The sequence below is a fragment of the Pseudoalteromonas xiamenensis genome (genome assembly GCF_017638925.1).
In the GTDB taxonomy this organism is placed as follows: domain Bacteria; phylum Pseudomonadota; class Gammaproteobacteria; order Enterobacterales; family Alteromonadaceae; genus Pseudoalteromonas; species Pseudoalteromonas xiamenensis.
This window is the reverse complement of sequence record NZ_CP072133.1, coordinates 2,953,434-2,970,575: the sequence shown is the minus strand read 5'-3', so window position 1 is coordinate 2,970,575 and position 17,142 is coordinate 2,953,434. Positions and strand designations below refer to the sequence as shown.

The window sequence follows — 17,142 nt, the reverse complement described above, 5'->3', positions numbered from 1 at the left end:
AAATTTCGATTTGGCCTTATTTTTAAAGATGGATATCTTGTAATACGTAGTATGGTACAACCGTGCGAGCACTTGCGGCGAGCGCTTTGTTCTTCAAATTTACGACTCTAGCCTGAATTTCGACGCCTTGTTGTCGATATATCAATGAACCAGATAAGACATGATCTGCACTTAGATTTTTATTGAGTTCGTCAAGCGAACGAGAAAAACTGAAATCCCCTTCACCTGCAATTTTTATGTTATCCATTACTTTAAAGTCAATAGTAACAAAACCAAATCGTTGTAGCGCTTGAAGTAATCCTTCAGACAGTTGATTACCCAACTGATTTGTTGACTGCAATGAGTGGTTCAGTTCGACAAATGACGACACCGCAATCGTCGGCGTTTCAGAAGCCACTAATGAATCTGACAAGGACAGCGCAAGCTGCTCAACGTAGTCATTCAGTTGTTTATGATGTTTGTTGGGTGAAAAAACATATTGCTCTCGAGCCTCTTCATGTGGCTCTTCATCCATGTCTGCGACTATTGGCATTTCTGTATTATCCACAACCGTCGGTTGCATCGTCATCACAGAAGGTGTCGTGGATTGAGGTTGATTATCAATATTAACGATGGTTGACAGGCAACCAGTCAAGCTCGGCAAAATCAACGCAACAAGTAACTTTTTCATATTACATGCCTCGCTTCAACATCACACCATCAAGCTCATCTTTTGAGTTTAACTCGTCGATAACTTTCTGAGGAATAAAACCTTGGGCAGTGCCAACGACCGCTTTGCTATTTATCCCAACTATACGCGCATTGACTAACACACCATCTTGATGATTGACAAGCGTGCCAGCCATAACATATTGAAATGGCATATCTTGGCTTAATTCTAAGTAATCTCGACTGAATACAAAGTCGCCTTGCTCCGTGACTCTCATGTAATCGGTTGTTTTAAAGTCCACGACGGGCACACCAAACTGATGCAGCTCATGGACAAACCCTTCTGCAATCTGATTGCCAAGTAACGTGGTGGTATTAAAATCAGCATCTAGATAGACAAAACTTGCCACTGCGATTGGTGTTTTCTGATTCACATATTGCAGATTTGTCACTAAATCTTGCATTATGCTTTTGATATAGTGATTGATGTTTTTACCAGAACGAGTCGAGTTGACTTGTAGCGCCTGTTTTTTCACAGCCATATTTTGGAAATTACTTGTTGGGGACGCAATTTCGCGCACGCCTTCTGACATTTCTCCTTGCTCAAGATTCGACGTTAGCCGATTATTTCCCTGAAACGCTGAGCAACCCAACATGAACAGTGGCAAAGCTAAGCCTAATAAAGTGTGTCTCATTTTCTTCTCCACCTAATACTCTGTTCTGTAAAGCGTACCTTCACGCATTTGAACTTTTTCATTGGTCCACATAACATTTTTTGGAATTTCGATTGACGCAGCAGACATATTCAATCCGTCCACTAGACTCGTAAGCCGAGCATTCACAATAAACGCATGCTGCTGTTCGGTTAGCGTTCCGGTTATGACATAGTCGATATTTTGACGTGCTCGTAGCTTTTCTACATCTCTGCTAAGAATACTATCGGCCGAAGGATGTAAAACAATAGCGCTTTCCAGTCTAAATTCTGTCGTCTGATATCCCATTTGAGTAAAATACGTAATCAGACTTTCTTGAATTTGCTGGCTTAATCCTCGCCCCTGTCCGGAAGCTGTTTGCCGCTCAAGCGCGTCTGCAAGTAAAAAACTGGTAACCGCAATCCGTTCATTCGATTTTACAGGTATCGTCATATCGCCCAATTGGGCTGCTAATGCGCCAACATAGCTATGCAAGTCGTATTGCGACATCGTCGGTAGACTTACCGGATCTCGTGTCGCAATGTTATTTTGATTCCACGCACAACCACTCATAAAAAGAATGGTCATTAGTGCGGCACCAACGCTGGGAGAAAGTAGTTTCATAACGGGCCATCTCAGATACTTTGTATTTCAAAAGCAATTTTCAGGCCAAATAAAAAAGTTGATGCACTTTAAAAAGCGCATCAACTTTCTCTGATTTTGTTCAAGCCAACAAAATTAGACTCGAAAAATGAACAACGCTTAATTGGCTTCGAGTAGCTTTGCTATGTGGGCTTTTAGCTCTGGAGCAAATTCTTCACGACGAAGCGCATACTCAACATTGGCACATAAATAACCTAACTTACTGCCACAATCATGGCTTTTGCCTTTCATTGCATAAGCTTGAACGGGTTCTTGCTGCATTAACATGGCAATAGCATCCGTCAGCTGGATTTCATCTCCTGCTCCTAACGGTGTCTTATCAAGCAGTGACCAAATATTCTGACTGAGTACATAACGACCTACAACAGCCAGGTTAGACGGTGCTTCTTCAACAGGTGGTTTCTCAACCATTGATTGTAAGTCTGCACTTTCGCCTGCGTTTAACGTCACATCACCAATATCGACGATACCAAATTTATCTACATCGTGATGCGCTACAGGTTCAACCATAATTTGACTCGCACCTGTTTCTTTAAAACGTGCAACCATCTCGGCCAAATTATCTTTTGTTAAATCACTTGTAACGTCATCAATCAAAACATCAGGAAGCAGCACAACAAATGGCGAATTGCCAATCACTGGACCCGCACAATTGATAGCATGACCCAACCCTTTTGCTTCACCTTGGCGAACGTGAATAAGCGTTACGCCTTTTGGACAAATACTTTGTACTTCTTTCAATAATTGACGCTTAACACGCTTTTCAAGCGTCGCTTCCAATTCAAAGCTGGTATCGAAGTGGTTTTCGATGGAATTCTTACTTGAATGCGTAACAAGAACAATTTCTTTAATGCCTGCCGCCACTGCTTCATTAACAACGTATTGAATCAATGGCTTATCAACTATCGGTAACATTTCCTTAGGAATTGCTTTTGTTGCTGGCAACATTCTTGTGCCAAGTCCTGCAACTGGTATCACCGCTTTCATTCATTCTCCTAGATTGCGACAGGGGCTTTAATGTGTGGATGTGCTTGATAATCCACTAATTCAAAATCTTCAAATTTAAAATCAAATATAGACTTAACCGCTGGGTTAATTTTCATGGTTGGCTTCGCAAATGGAGTACGTGACAATTGCTCATCCACTTGTTCCATATGGTTTAAATATAAATGCGCATCGCCAAACGTATGGACAAAATCACCCACTTCTAAATCACATACTTGCGCTATCATCATGGTCAATAACGCATAGCTTGCAATGTTAAATGGCACGCCAAGGAAAATGTCTGCGCTACGCTGATAAAGTTGGCACGATAACTTGCCATCTAACACGTAAAACTGAAATAACGTATGGCATGGAGGCAACGCTTGCTTACCCATTGCGGCATTTTCTTTTGGTGAGTAGGTAGTATCTGGCAACAAAGCAGGGTTCCAAGCACTCACTATCAAACGTCGAGAATCCGGATTTGTTTTAATTTGCTCAACGACTTCCGTAATTTGATCAATCACTTCTCCGTTTGCACCAACCCAAGAACGCCACTGGTACTCCATAAACAGGACCAAGTTCACCATCTTCAGTCGCCCAACCGTCCCAAATACTCACACCATGTTGCTTAAGATACTCAATGTTCGTTTCGCCTTTTAAGAACCAAAGCAACTCATGAATAATTGATTTCAAGTGACACTTTTTAGTCGTCACTAACGGAAACCCTTCTTGTAAATTAAAACGCATTTGATATCCAAATACGCTAATTGTGCCAGTTCCCGTTCTGTCTTCTTTCTTCACACCATTTTCTTTCACATGGCGCATCAATTCTAAGTATTGCTTCATTGTTCTTTTACACCTATTGCGCTTGGTTCACTTGACGTTTTGAGCGATACGCCCACACCATCAACCCAATTCCAGCAAAGACCATCGGCAACGATAATATTTGACCTTGAGAAATTATACCACCGTACAACCCAATATGGGCATCTGGTTCACGGAAGTATTCTACACAAAATCTAAAGATACCGTATCCAAACAAGAACAAACCGGACAATGCTCCTGCTGGACGAGATCGTTGTTTGAACCAAAGTAGCATAAGGAACAAGACTAAGCCTTCGAGAAACGCTTCATACAGTTGTGATGGGTGCCGTGCTATAGGTCCGCCCGTTGGAAAAATCATCGCCCACGGCACGTCCGTTGCGCGTCCCCAAAGCTCACCATTGATAAAGTTGCCAATACGGCCAGCAAATAAGCCAACAGGCACGAGAGGCACGACAAAATCACCCACACTTAAAATCGACTTTTTAGTTCGCCATGCGAAAACCAACACCGCAGTAATGACACCAAGTGCTCCGCCGTGGAACGACATTCCACCTTGATCAACCCGGAAGAGATACATGGGGTTTTCAATGAAATAATTAAACTGATAAAAAAGCACATAACCAATACGCCCGCCCAGAATAACCCCAAGCATGCCATAGAACAGTAAGTCACTTACTTGCTCTTTAGTCCAAGTGCTTCCTGGTTTTTCAGCCTCTTTATTGGCATACCACATCGCAAAGACAAAGCCGATTAGGTACATTAATCCATACCAGCGAACGCTTAAAGGCCCTACACTGAAGATTACAGGGTCAATTTCTGGAAATTGCCAAGCCATCAAATATCCTTAACTCATTAACATTTTGATTGCGATAATCACAAGTAATCCTGCGAAAACACGTTTAATTACCTTAACAGGTAAATGATGCGTAGCTTTTGCTCCAATTGGAGCCATAAACCAAGACGTTGAAACTACACCAAACAACGCAGGTAGATAAATAAAACCAATAAAGCCCGCCGAAAATTCGAAAACATGCCACCCAGAGGTGATATATCCAACAGAACCAAACAGCGCAATTACAATGCCACAAGCAGATGCACAGCCAATGGCCTTTTTCATATCAATTGAAAAATGACTCAGAAGCGGCACGATGAGTGCTCCACCACCGATACCTATCATGGCAGATAATGCCCCCATCAATGCGGTAATGCTTGAAAGCAAAGGCCCTTTGGGCAGCTTAACTAACTCTTCAGCCCTTTCTTTGGAAAACAACATACGATAAGCAATAAGTAAAACGCTTATCCCAAAAATAAAGCGAACGTAGTCTTCGGGTAGTAATGCGGCAAAAAAGCTACTAAGGAGAGCGCCAAGTGCAACCCCCCCATAACCCAAGGCGCAATATGCCATGGAATATTCTTATTTTTATGATGAGCCAAAGCTGAAGAAGTAGAAGTAAATAAAATACTGGCAAGAGAAGTGGCTATTGCAACTAGCATAACACTTGTGTCCGGCACAACCTTTAACCAAAGCAAAAGACTGGTCAATACTGGCACGATAATAAGGCCACCGCCAATACCGAGCAATCCTGCTAGAAAGCCAACAACGGACCCAAGGACTGCACATAAACCAAACAGTGTTAAAGATGTGATCATGTCGTACTTTTCGAATTATTATTGTTAGAGTGTATCACGCAAAGCCCTATCGCTTCTGGCTAATCACGCATAAACTTAAACTTTGCCTTTTTGGGTATACAACAATTCACTAAACTGCTGTTCAATCATAAACTGTTTCAACAATCGGTGTACTTGCTTAGCTGAGGATTGTGCCAAACAGGCTTCGAGTAGATTTTCCATGTCAACCACCTGCAACCGTCTGAGCACCCATTTCACTTTATTAAGCGAAGAAAAGTTCATACTTAAGCGGCGATATCCCATAGCAACCAACAAAATAGCCCCTTCAGGCTCACCACCAAGCTCTCCACACAAACTAAACGGCAATTCAAATTTTTGACAATCTTTTGCTATTTTCGCCAATACACGTAGAACGCTCGGGTGGTAAGGATCGAATAACTCAGCAACCTTAGCATTTGCCCTATCGACCGCAAGTAAGTATTGCGTTAAATCATTACTACCAACCGAACAAAAATCAACTTTTTCCGCCCACTCAGGCAATAGGAAAACACTCGATGGAACTTCCAACATTACGCCGATCTCGGGTCGCTCAAGATCATAAAATTGATCAGCCCATTCTTCTTGAAGTTCAAAATACGCTTGCTCTAGTAAAGCCAACGCTTCTTCAACTTCTTCGGTATGACTGACCATTGGTAACATAATACGCAAATTACCCAAGCCCGCATTAGCCTTGAGCATGGCTTTTAGTTGGTCTAGAAAAAGTTCAGGATGATCAAGAGATACACGAATCCCACGCCAGCCTAAAAACGGGTTATCTTCTTGAATATCAAAATAATCCAGTACTTTGTCACCGCCTATATCCAAGGTCCGCATAACCACCGGATCGGGGTGATGACGAGTCAGCACTTCGCGATACCATTCTTCTTGCTCTTTTTGCGAAGGGAACTGCCCTTTTTGCATAAACCAAGCTTCTGTACGATAAAGCCCAACACCGTCGCAAAGCTTAGCGTTAATTTGCTCGGTGTTTAAGTCTAAACCGGCATTGAGTAACAAACTGATGTGCTCGCCATCTTTTGTTACCGCAGGTAGATCGTGTTCCGCCTCAAACTTGTCGTGCAATAAGCTATCTTGATGTTTAAGGTGGAGGTATTCACGTACCAGAGCTTCAGAGGGTGAGATGTAAACGCGGCCTGCGTAGGCATCCAAAATCAACTTCTTACCATCAAACTGCAATAGCGGTAGGTCTTCAATCCCCCAAATCGCAGGGATGGCCATTGCTCGCGTAAGAATTGAGGCATGCGAATTAGCCGCACCATTAATACTTACAACCCCAACTAAGTTTTCCTTGGGCACTTCCGCCAACATCGACGGCGTCAACGTATGCGCAATCAGAATGGTTTTTTCAGGGTAAGGCTTAACGGCTTGTTCTGTACTAACTAAATGATGTAAGACACGTAGACCAATGTCTTTGATGTCTATAGCCCGCTCTTTAATATACGGGTCCTGCATGGCACTAAATTGCGACACTAATCGTTCTATGACTAATTTCAGTGCTGACTTGGCATTCCAACCCGCTTGCAACTCTGCTTCAACACGCTGACCTAAACTTCTTGCATCTAGAAGCTGTTGATAAACCTCAAAAACTGCCAATGCTTCTTTGGGTATAGTGTCGCTTAACGTATTCGCTAACACATGAAATTCATGGCGCGTGGCAGAGACAGCTTGGAGGAATTTTTTTCGCTGATTTTCTGTATCGTCACTTTTTTGCAGCTCAATACTTGAAAACTCAAGTTTGGGTAAAACCACAAAACCTTCACCAATGGCAATCCCCGGCGCACTTGCAACCCCTTTGAGCATAGACGTTTGATGGGTTGAGTCACTTTGCCTTAACACCTCTTTAAGCTCGATATTAGCTAACTGCGAGGCAAGTTGTGCAGACAAGGTAATCAGAAATGACTCTTCATCATGGCTAAACACCCTTGCTGCTTTTTGCTGAACAACGATAACGCCCAGCACTTTGCGCTGGTGCACAACTGGCACGGATAAAAAGGCGTTGTAACCTTCTTCGTTTACTTCTGGAGAGAGCTTAAAGCGAGGATGGGCTTGTGCATATGCTACGTTGATTGGCTCTTCACGCTGAGCTACAAGACCTACAAGACCTTCCGTAAAGCCCATGCGAAATGTCCCAACGGCACTTGGATTCAGGCCATTAGTCGCCATCAAAATAAAATTATCTTGGCTGTAATCTGCAAAATAGATGGAGCAGCACTCCGTCTGCATTGCCTCTTTGACCATGCTTACAAAACGATTCAAGGCCGCATCTAGCGATGGCTCTTGAGCAACCGCTTCAGCAATTGTTCTTAACGTTGCAAGCACAATCCTCTCCTGTTGTGAAAAGCAAAGTCATAAACGCCTATTAACATTACTCGCTATCGTTTTGGGCGCCAATTTTCCTTTGCAGGCTCTCTTTTATTAAATGGCATGGCAAATGGAGCAAACTCCTTCATCACGCGTCGGTAAACGTCACGTTTGAAAGACACCACTTGTCTCACTGGATACCAATAACTAACCCATCGCCAATCATCAAACTCAGGATGATGCGTATGGAGTAAATTTACATCTTCGTCTTTACAACGAAGTTTCAGTAAAAACCATTTTTGCTTCTGGCCAATACAGACCGGGCTTGAATCTCGTCGGATCAATCTCTTTGGTAATTTGTAGCGTAACCAATGTTTTGAACTAGCTACAATTTCAACATCTTCTGGATGCAAACCAACTTCTTCGCGAAGTTCTCTGTACATGGTTTGCTCTGGGGTTTCCCCTTCGTCCACACCACCTTGTGGAAATTGCCAGGAGTGTTGGCCATAACGTCTAGCCCAAAATACCTGACCCTGATTATTGCAAATTACAATCCCGACATTGGCACGAAAACCTTCGGCATCAATCACCTTAGTGCCTCATTTGTAAGTCGATTTTAAATGATTGTTCCATATCTTCTTAAACACAGCAAATACTATTGGGATTTTTCCGCAAGTTACCCACAAGTTGTGCATAAGTTTTAAAAAACACGGCTATTTAACAAACAAATCCACAATCACTTTATAAAAAACCACATTTCTCCACAGAAACTGTGGATAATGATGTTTATATATCTGTATTTATCCAGAAAGCGAATAAAAACAACTCTATCGCAATTGCCTGATAATTTATTTTATCCTTTAATATCAACAAGATAACAATCAAAACCATGTTCAAGAACGTTTAAAAATCGCACGAACCAAAAGCAGAACAAAAAAACACCAACACACATCTCTTTTGACAGCTTCTTTATCGATTCTTAGAATAGCATTTTTGAATGCGGTGACCCGAAATGCTATCTCCACCAAAAACAACGGCTGAATTAATGCAACGTGTCGATGCTATCGCTGGCCTTACATTGGGTGAAATTGCGCAACATTACCAATTTAAGGTTCCGGAAAACCTGCTCAAAGAAAAGGGTTGGATGGGTCAATTAATTGAATATGTTCTAGGCGCGTCCGCGGGTTCGAAGCCTGTTCCAGATTTTGAATTACTTGGAATCGAGCTTAAAACTTTGCCCATTGGTTACAACGGTAAACCGCTCGAAACAACCTACGTCTCAGTTGTACCTCTGATTGATGTAACGGGGCTTCAGTGGGAAAACTCCGTCGTTCGTCATAAACTTTCACATGTATTGTGGTTACCTATTCTTGCCGAGCGGGATATCGCGCCTATCGACCGTACCATTGGCAGTGGATTTCTTTGGAAGCCATCCGCAACACAGGAAGCAGCGATAAGACGAGATTGGGAAGAACAACTGGAGTTAATAACTTTGGGCCGAGTTGAAGAAATCAATGGTCATTTAGGGGAAGTTATGCAGATCCGGCCGAAAGCGGCTAACAGTAAAGCGCTTACGGATGCAATTGGTCCTCACGGAAAAGCTATCAAAACATTGCCTCGAGGCTTTTACTTAAAAACACAATTCACAGCAGACATATTAAAATCGCAATTTGGTGCCTAAGTACGAGGAACCAAAAGTAAAAAGCCAGACGAGAGTCTGGCTTTTTCATTCAGTCTTATTGACCTTTGATTTCAGAGCGACCTTTGTAAAGTGCTTTTTCACCAAGTGCTTCTTCGATGCGTAGTAACTGGTTGTACTTAGCTACACGGTCTGAACGGCAAAGTGAACCTGTCTTGATTTGACCTGCAGCTGTACCAACAGCAAGATCGGCAATCGTCGCATCTTCTGTTTCACCTGAGCGGTGAGAAATAACGGCAGTAAAGCCAGCCTCTTGTGCCATCTTGATTGCATCAAGCGTCTCAGACAATGAACCGATTTGGTTGAACTTGATAAGGATTGAGTTACCAATCTTTTCTTCAATCCCACGCGTTAGGATCTTCGTGTTTGTAACGAACAGATCGTCACCAACAAGTTGAACTTTATCGCCCAATTTCTCTGTAAGAATTTTCCAACCTGCCCAGTCACTTTCATCTAGACCATCTTCAATAGAAACGATTGGGTAACGAGCCGCTAAATCGGCTAAGAAGTCAGCAAAACCTTCTGAGTCAAACGCTTTACCTTCACCTTTTAAGTCATACTTACCATCGTGGTAAAATTCTGATGAGGCGCAGTCAAGCGCAAGCGTGACGTCTTTGTTCATCTCATAGCCAGCCGCTTTAACCGCTTCAACGATAACTTCTAGCGCTTCTTCGTTTGATTTAAGATCTGGTGCAAAACCACCTTCATCACCCACGGCTGTATTTAGGCCACGTGCACTTAATACTTTCTTCAAGCTGTGGAAGATCTCTGCACCCATACGCAGTGCTTCACGGAAGCTTTTAGCACCAACAGGTTGAACCATGAACTCTTGGATGTCAACGTTGTTGTCTGCGTGCTCACCACCATTGATGATGTTCATCATTGGTACTGGCATTGAGAATTTACCAGACGTTCCATTGATGTCTGCGATGTGTTCGTAAAGTGCCACACCTTTTGCTTGTGCCGCAGCTTTCGCGTTCGCCAGAGAAACAGCAAGAATCGCGTTCGCACCAAATTTTTCTTTATTTTCAGTACCGTCTAGATCGATCATTACTTGGTCAACTTCACGTTGCGCAAGTGCATCTTTACCGATAAGTGCATTGGCGATTTCATTGTTTACGTAATTTACCGCTGTTAATACACCTTTACCTAGGTAACGTGATTTGTCGCCATCGCGAAGTTCTAACGCTTCACGAGTACCCGTTGAAGCACCTGATGGAGCACAAGCGCGTCCCCAAGCGCCAGATTCCAAGAAAACTTCAGCTTCAACAGTCGGGTTACCGCGCGAGTCCATAACTTCACGACCAATCACTTTAACGATTTTTGACATCTTGATTCCTCTTATTCCCAAAATGGTGAGTGTCATTTAATAACCATTGCCTTAACGAGTGCCGAGTATGTCGCAGCAAAAACACAAAAGCTATTAGCCATTCGAAGGAGAAATAGCTGACTCATTTCACATAACAATGAAACTTAAGCGCGTTTGTGCACTCATTATCGCAATACTTACTAACGCAACGTCCTGTTCGACTTTTTTGTCGTTAAACTGGCCACAGTTTAGCGACAAAAAAGCCGTGCATAGGCACGGCTTTTCTTTATGATGATGCTTTTTGGTGGCTGTGAGCAGCAGCAACGAAGCTTTCAAACAGCGGATGACCATCACGTGGGGTGGATGTGAATTCCGGGTGGAATTGCACCGCAATAAACCATGGGTGGTCTTTGTTCTCGATGATTTCAACCAGCTTCTTATCTTCCGAAAGACCCGTAAATGCAAGTCCTGCATCTTCTAGTTTCGGAACATAATGATTGTTCACTTCGTAACGATGACGGTGACGCTCAACGATCTCTTCATTACCGTAAACCTCGCGTACTTTAGAGCCATCTTTTAAGTAACATTTTTGCGCACCTAGACGCATTGTGCCACCAAGATCCGATTGCTCATCACGCGTTTCCACATTGCCTTCTGAGTCCAACCACTCCGTGATCAAACCAACAACAGGATGCGCTGATTTGTTATCAAACTCGGTTGAATTTGCACCGTCAAGACCTGCAACATTGCGTGCGTATTCAATTAACGCAACTTGCATACCTAGACAGATACCAAGGTATGGGATTTTATTTTCACGAGCATACTTAGCTGCAATAATTTTGCCTTCGACACCACGACTACCGAAACCACCTGGAACCAAAATTGCGTCTAAGTTAGCGAGTACTTCCGTACCTTTGCTCTCAATATCTTGTGAATCAACATATTGAATATTAACTGTAAGGCGGTTTTTCAAACCAGCGTGCTTAAGCGCTTCGTTCACTGATTTATACGCGTCAGGCAATTCAATGTATTTGCCGACCATACCGATTGTCACTTCGCCCGTTGGGTTTGACTCTTGGTATAATACTTGTTCCCACTCAGATAAATCGGCTTCTGGGCACTCAAGATAGAAACGACGACACACTAAAGAATCCAACTCTTGCGATTTAAGAAGTGCTGGGATCTTATAGATGCTGTCAACGTCAGGCAGTGAAATAACCGCTTTTTCTTCCACGTTAGTGAAAAGTGCAATTTTCGCGCGCTCGTTATTTGGTAACTTGCGGTCTGAACGGCAGATAAGAATATCTGGTTGAATACCGATTGAACGTAATTCTTTTACCGAGTGTTGCGTTGGCTTCGTTTTAACTTCGCCTGCAGCGCCAAGGAAAGGAACCAAAGTCAGGTGCATGAAAAGTGCACGTTCACGACCAATTTCCGTACCAAGCTGACGGATTGCTTCCAAAAACGGTTGCGATTCGATATCACCAACAGTGCCACCAATTTCGACGATAGCTACATCATGGCCTTCAGCACCTTCAAGTACACGGCGCTTGATGTCGTTTGTGATATGAGGAATAACTTGAATTGTCGCACCTAGGTATTCACCGCGACGCTCGCGACGTAATACATCTTCAAAGACACGACCTTGAGTGAAGTTATTGCGTTTTGTCATCTTAGTGCGGATGAAACGCTCGTAGTGACCAAGATCTAGGTCAGTTTCTGCACCGTCTTCGGTTACGAAAACTTCACCATGTTGAATAGGAACTCATTGTGCCAGGATCAACGTTGATATATGGGTCCAATTTAAGAATTGTGACGCGTAAACCACGTGCTTCAAGAATTGCCGCCAACGATGCAGCTGCAATACCTTTACCCAAAGAGGATACAACCCCGCCTGTTACGAAGATAAATTTAGTACTCATGCGAACCCTAGAATATCAGGAAAAGTGGAAATAATTTAGAATCAAGACGGGATCACATTTTAGCAAAAGCCCGAGGGGCAATCCAGCTAAATCTTGTCTTACCTCCTTTTCATACTGACTTTTGGGCGGCTTTAATTTGCTCCCACACTTCATCCATCTCCTGTAACGATGCGGTATTGAGCGCTTTTCCTTGAGTTTCTAAGACTGATTCGACCTGCTGAAAACGGCCAATAAATTTTTCGGTGGCTTTTCGAAGGAGTTGCTCGGCGTTGAATCCACCGTGCCTTGCAACATTAACGGTTGCAAAAAGCAAATCGCCGATTTCTTCTCCACTGTGCGGGGAGTGAGGATCAACACGCATCGCTTCGTCGACTTCATCCACTTCCTCTTTCACTTTGTCTAGTGCCCCTTCATACGTTGGCCAGTCAAAACCCAGCGCGGCGGCGCGACGCTGAATTTTTTGTGCTCGTGCAAGCGCTGGTAAAGAGGACAATACGTCATCACCAAATTGAGCGCTCTGTCCCAACTTTTCTTGTTGCTTGATGGCGTCCCATTGCTTGGATAACTCCGTTTCCGTTAGCGTTTGTTGATGCTCAAAGACATGAGGATGACGACGAACTAATTTTTGATTCAGGTTGTCAACCACATCCGCAAAGTTAAACAAACCAGCTTCTTTACCCAACTGCGCGTAAAAAACGATTTGGAACAACAAGTCGCCCAATTCGTCTTTTACATTTACCCAATCTTGCTGCTCAATGGCATGCGCGACTTCATGTGCTTCCTCAAGCGTATGCGGTACGATAGAGTCAAACGTTTGTTTTTTATCCCAATCACAACCGTGTTCAGGATCACGTAACGTTTGCATGATATCGAGTAACTTTGTGAGATTTTCCATCGTCCGTCTACCTTGCTTTACTTCGACGTTTACAATTGACGTTTTGCTTCAAACACACCTTCAATTTGGTGCAATTTAACTAATAAACGATTCATCGCAGACAAATCGCCGACTTCAACTTGCATGACAAAAATGGCCAATTGTCGGTCGTCGTGCGTTTGAACATTCATGTTGTTGATGTTGACTTTTTCGTTTGCAAGCGTTGAACTAATGTCACGGATCAAACCTTGACGGTCCTGCGCTTCGATACGTAACGTCAAACTGTAGGACGACTTGACGTCATCCGCCCAACTTACTGCGATTACCCGCTCTGGATGCAAATCCGTAATATGGGCAAAGGAATCACAATCACTACGATGCACAGCAATACCTCGCCCTTGAGTGATATAGCCTACAATGTCATCACCTGGAAGCGGCTGACAACATTTTGCCATGTGGCTCATCAAGGTGCCTACCCCGTCTACCACAACGGCATTTTTATCACCTTTACGCGTTGTGGGCGCTTTAAACTTAACAGGCAGCTCATCCTTAGGTTTATCTTGAACGAAATTAAGCAGTTGATTAATCCGTACATCGCCCGCGCCTATTGCCACCAATAAATCGTCTAACTCTCGGAAGTTGAAACGCTCGATGGCAGGATCTAGATCTTTGTATGTTAAATCCAACTTTTGCAAATGGGCATCAAGTATCTCTTTACCTGCCTGCAAATTTTTATCGCGATCTTGAAGCTTAAACCAACTGTGTATTTTGGCGCGCGCCCGCGACGATTTAACGTATCCTAACGACGGGTTCAACCAGTCTCGACTAGGGTTAGGTTGTTTCTGCGTTAGGATCTCAATTTGATCACCAGTTGATAATTGATAAGTAAACGGCACAATCTTGCCAAACACTTTTGCCCCAATGCAGCGGTGTCCCACATTAGAATGAATGTAGTAGGCAAAATCCAGCGGTGTTGAACCTAACGGCAAATCGAATATATCGCCTTTCGGCGTAAACACGTATACTCGGTCTTCCACCACTTGGTTCTTCAGTTCTTCCGCCAGTTCGCTGCCATCGACGACTTCTTCTTGCCATTGCAATAGTTTGCGCAGCCAACTGATTTTTTGTTCGTAGCCTGAGCCTCGCCCTGGCAATGAGCCTTCTTTATACAACCAATGAGCAGCAACACCGAGCTCCGCATCTTGATGCATCGCTTCGGTACGAATTTGAATTTCGACCGTTTTGCCTTCAGGCCCAAATACCACCGTGTGGATTGACTGATAGCCATTTTGCTTTGGCGTCGCGATATAGTCATCGAATTCTTTGTTCAAGTGACGCCAACTGGTGTGCACTATCCCAAGCGTCGCGTAACAATCTTGAATTTCATTCACAACAACCCGCATTGCGCGAATGTCAAAAAGCTGGTCAAATTCGTAATGCTTTTGCGCCATCTTTTTATAAATACTGTAGATGTGTTTCGGTCGCCCATAAACTTGCGCTTCAATGCCCGCATCTTTTAACTTTTCAGACACCAGATTGACCATGTTTTCCATATAGGCTTCACGGTCTAAACGCTTATCCGCTAAATGCTTTGCAATGCTTTTATATTTTTCAGGATGCAAGTAACGGAAAGACAAATCTTCCAGCTCCCACTTTAATTGACCAATCCCCAAACGATTAGCCAGTGGCGCAAAAATATTGGCAGTCGCCTTTGCCGCGATAACACGCTCTTCTTCTTGCGCGTTTTTCACCGCGCGCAAATAACAAATTTGCTCTGCCAATTTGATTACAACGGCACGTACATCTTCCACCATTGCCAACAACATGCGGCGGATATTATCAACTTGAACCGCCCCCTTACCTTGATGATGAGCAAGCGTACTAATGGTTGCCATTTGGTCTACGCCCTCGAGCAAAAGCGCCAAATTGTTGCCAAATGCTTCTTTTAACTTTTCAGTATCGAGTTTGCCCTTCAAGTAGTAGGGGGTGAGGTAAGCGGCGCCAAGCGACTCAGCATCGAAATTTAATGAGGCGAGGATTTCGACCATTTCAATAGCCGTTGTCTGGAGGTCTTCACTGTCTTCAGGGCAAAAGGATTTGGCTCGTTGCAGATACGCCACTTTGTCATCAGACAATGCTAATAAGGCTACCCTTGAATCGAAATCGACTGGGTGTTCTTGTTGATGGGATTGGCGAGTTGCAACCATTTAGCTTACCTCCTTTGAAACAGTGCCATACTCTCGATATGCCCCGTGTGTGGGAACATATTCATTAACCCAACTCGGGTTAATTCAAACTTTGCGGCTAATATAACAGCACTATCACGAGCAAGAGTTACCGGATCACAAGAGACATATAAAACACGGTCAAACTGCTTAAGTGGTAGCTGTTTCAGAATCTCTTCTGCACCAACGCGCGATGGGTCCAATATCAACACATTCGCATTCGATTTAAACCAAGGTGCATTTGCGAGATTTTGAGTTAAATCAGCGCAATGAAATTCTGCATTAGCAACCGAGTTAGTGTGCGCATTTTGCGTAGCCATTGCAACAGAAGACTGAACCCCTTCCACACCAATTACTTCGTTTGCACATTTTGCAGCCGCTAAGGAGAAATTTCCTATCCCAGAAAACAAGTCGAGCACCAGATCATTCGAAGATAGATTCAGCCAACTTAGCGCTTGTTCTATCATTGCCTCATTCACTTTGGCATTAACTTGCACAAAGTTATCAAGCTTATACTGAAACGCCAAGCCGAGCTTTTCTAAGCGATATTCAGGCAATGGATAAGTTAACTCTGACAGCTCATCCTTTGGCCCTTGCCAAATAAAATGCCAATTATCATTACCCATTTGTTGTTCAAACTGAGCTTTAAGTTCTACTGAAATCGTTTTCAAATGACGTAGTAAAACAAACCGGCCATTGTCAGCATCGCTCAATTGCACATGACTGACGGATTTTAGTTGAGCATGCTTATTCAAAGCATCTCGAATTTTGCTCGCCAAATCAGCAAAGGGTTCTGTCAACACATGACAATAATGGATTGGCACAATACGCTTTGACCCTTTTTCACGAAATCCGACTTGTAATGTGTCTGAATCTTTGTCGTGAAAACAGGCAAGCCGTGCGCTACGTCGATAATGCTGAGCGTCACTTAAAATAGGTGTTTGCCAAGGTAGCTCTGTCAAACGGCAAAATTTGCTAAAAAGAGCGGCAACCGCTTCTTGTTTATCCGCGACTTGCCCGTCTATGTGCTGATGTTGTAATTGGCATCCACCACAGCGCTCGAAGTCAGCACAAAATGGCTGAACACGTTGTTGGCTTGCATCTAATACCTTAACCGTTTTAGCTTCGACGAACTTACTTTTGTTTTGGTAAGCCTCCGCTTTGACGGTTTCAGATTTTAGCGCACCATCAATAAACCACACTTTGCCATCCTGTCGGGCTACGCCTCGACCTTGATGATCACACCCTGTAACCGTTAAGGTCATGACTTTTTGTGTAGCTGCCTTTTTACTCGCGCGAAAAAACTGCGCCATG

General features: G+C 43.5%; 12 protein-coding genes and 3 pseudogenes. 1 reads left to right on the top strand and 14 read right to left on the bottom strand.

Annotation, left to right across the window (positions count from 1 at the left end):
• Positions 1-22: 22 nt before the first annotated feature.
• From J5O05_RS14225 to rppH, 9 genes and pseudogenes are all read right to left on the bottom strand, one after another.
• Positions 23-670, bottom strand: coding sequence for a FlgO family outer membrane protein (locus J5O05_RS14225; RefSeq protein ID WP_208842651.1), 648 nt, complete (start codon positions 668-670; stop codon positions 23-25).
• A 1-nt stretch (position 671) separates the two neighbouring features.
• The gene (locus J5O05_RS14220) at positions 672-1,343 is read right to left on the bottom strand and encodes a FlgO family outer membrane protein (protein WP_208842650.1); all 672 of its coding nucleotides are present in this window, start codon (positions 1,341-1,343) and stop codon (positions 672-674) included.
• A gap of 12 nt (positions 1,344-1,355) precedes the next feature.
• Positions 1,356-1,964, bottom strand: coding sequence for a FlgO family outer membrane protein (locus J5O05_RS14215; RefSeq protein WP_208842649.1), 609 nt, complete (start codon positions 1,962-1,964; stop codon positions 1,356-1,358).
• A 138-nt stretch (positions 1,965-2,102) separates the two neighbouring features.
• Positions 2,103-2,990 (bottom strand): UTP--glucose-1-phosphate uridylyltransferase GalU, encoded by an 888-nt coding sequence (gene galU, locus J5O05_RS14210; RefSeq protein ID WP_208842648.1) that lies wholly within the window; start codon positions 2,988-2,990, stop codon positions 2,103-2,105.
• An 8-nt stretch (positions 2,991-2,998) separates the two neighbouring features.
• A pseudogene (locus tag J5O05_RS14205) lies at positions 2,999-3,833 on the bottom strand (thymidylate synthase).
• A 13-nt stretch (positions 3,834-3,846) separates the two neighbouring features.
• The gene (gene lgt, locus J5O05_RS14200) at positions 3,847-4,647 is read right to left on the bottom strand and encodes a prolipoprotein diacylglyceryl transferase (RefSeq protein WP_208842647.1); all 801 of its coding nucleotides are present in this window, start codon (positions 4,645-4,647) and stop codon (positions 3,847-3,849) included.
• Positions 4,648-4,656: 9 nt separating this feature from the next.
• Positions 4,657-5,462 (bottom strand): annotated as a pseudogene (locus J5O05_RS14195) (sulfite exporter TauE/SafE family protein).
• A 75-nt stretch (positions 5,463-5,537) separates the two neighbouring features.
• Positions 5,538-7,817, bottom strand: a complete 2,280-nt coding sequence (gene ptsP, locus J5O05_RS14190; protein WP_208842646.1) for a phosphoenolpyruvate--protein phosphotransferase — start codon at positions 7,815-7,817, stop codon at positions 5,538-5,540.
• 53 nt (positions 7,818-7,870) lie between these two features.
• The gene (rppH, locus tag J5O05_RS14185) at positions 7,871-8,389 is read right to left on the bottom strand and encodes an RNA pyrophosphohydrolase (protein ID WP_208842645.1); all 519 of its coding nucleotides are present in this window, start codon (positions 8,387-8,389) and stop codon (positions 7,871-7,873) included.
• Positions 8,390-8,811: 422 nt separating this feature from the next.
• On the opposite strand from rppH, the gene mutH reads away from it, so the two are divergent.
• Positions 8,812-9,480 (top strand): DNA mismatch repair endonuclease MutH, encoded by a 669-nt coding sequence (gene mutH, locus J5O05_RS14180; protein ID WP_208842644.1) that lies wholly within the window; start codon positions 8,812-8,814, stop codon positions 9,478-9,480.
• 55 nt (positions 9,481-9,535) lie between these two features.
• Here the strand turns inward: mutH and eno are convergent, their stop codons facing one another.
• From eno to rlmD, 5 genes and pseudogenes are all read right to left on the bottom strand, one after another.
• Entirely contained in the window at positions 9,536-10,828 is a 1,293-nt protein-coding gene (eno, locus tag J5O05_RS14175) for a phosphopyruvate hydratase (RefSeq protein WP_208842643.1), read from the bottom strand.
• A 265-nt stretch (positions 10,829-11,093) separates the two neighbouring features.
• A pseudogene (locus J5O05_RS14170) lies at positions 11,094-12,729 on the bottom strand (CTP synthase).
• A gap of 109 nt (positions 12,730-12,838) precedes the next feature.
• Positions 12,839-13,624, bottom strand: coding sequence for a nucleoside triphosphate pyrophosphohydrolase (mazG, locus tag J5O05_RS14165; protein ID WP_208842642.1), 786 nt, complete (start codon positions 13,622-13,624; stop codon positions 12,839-12,841).
• Positions 13,625-13,653: 29 nt separating this feature from the next.
• Positions 13,654-15,810 carry a GTP diphosphokinase gene (relA, locus tag J5O05_RS14160; RefSeq protein WP_208842641.1) on the bottom strand — a complete coding sequence of 719 codons (2,157 nt, stop codon included), beginning with the start codon at positions 15,808-15,810 and terminating at the stop codon, positions 13,654-13,656.
• Positions 15,811-15,815: 5 nt separating this feature from the next.
• Positions 15,816-17,141: a 23S rRNA (uracil(1939)-C(5))-methyltransferase RlmD gene (gene rlmD / locus J5O05_RS14155; RefSeq protein ID WP_208842640.1), complete on the bottom strand. Its 1,326-nt coding sequence runs from the start codon at positions 17,139-17,141 to the stop codon at positions 15,816-15,818.
• Between the last annotated feature and the right edge of the window lies 1 nt (position 17,142).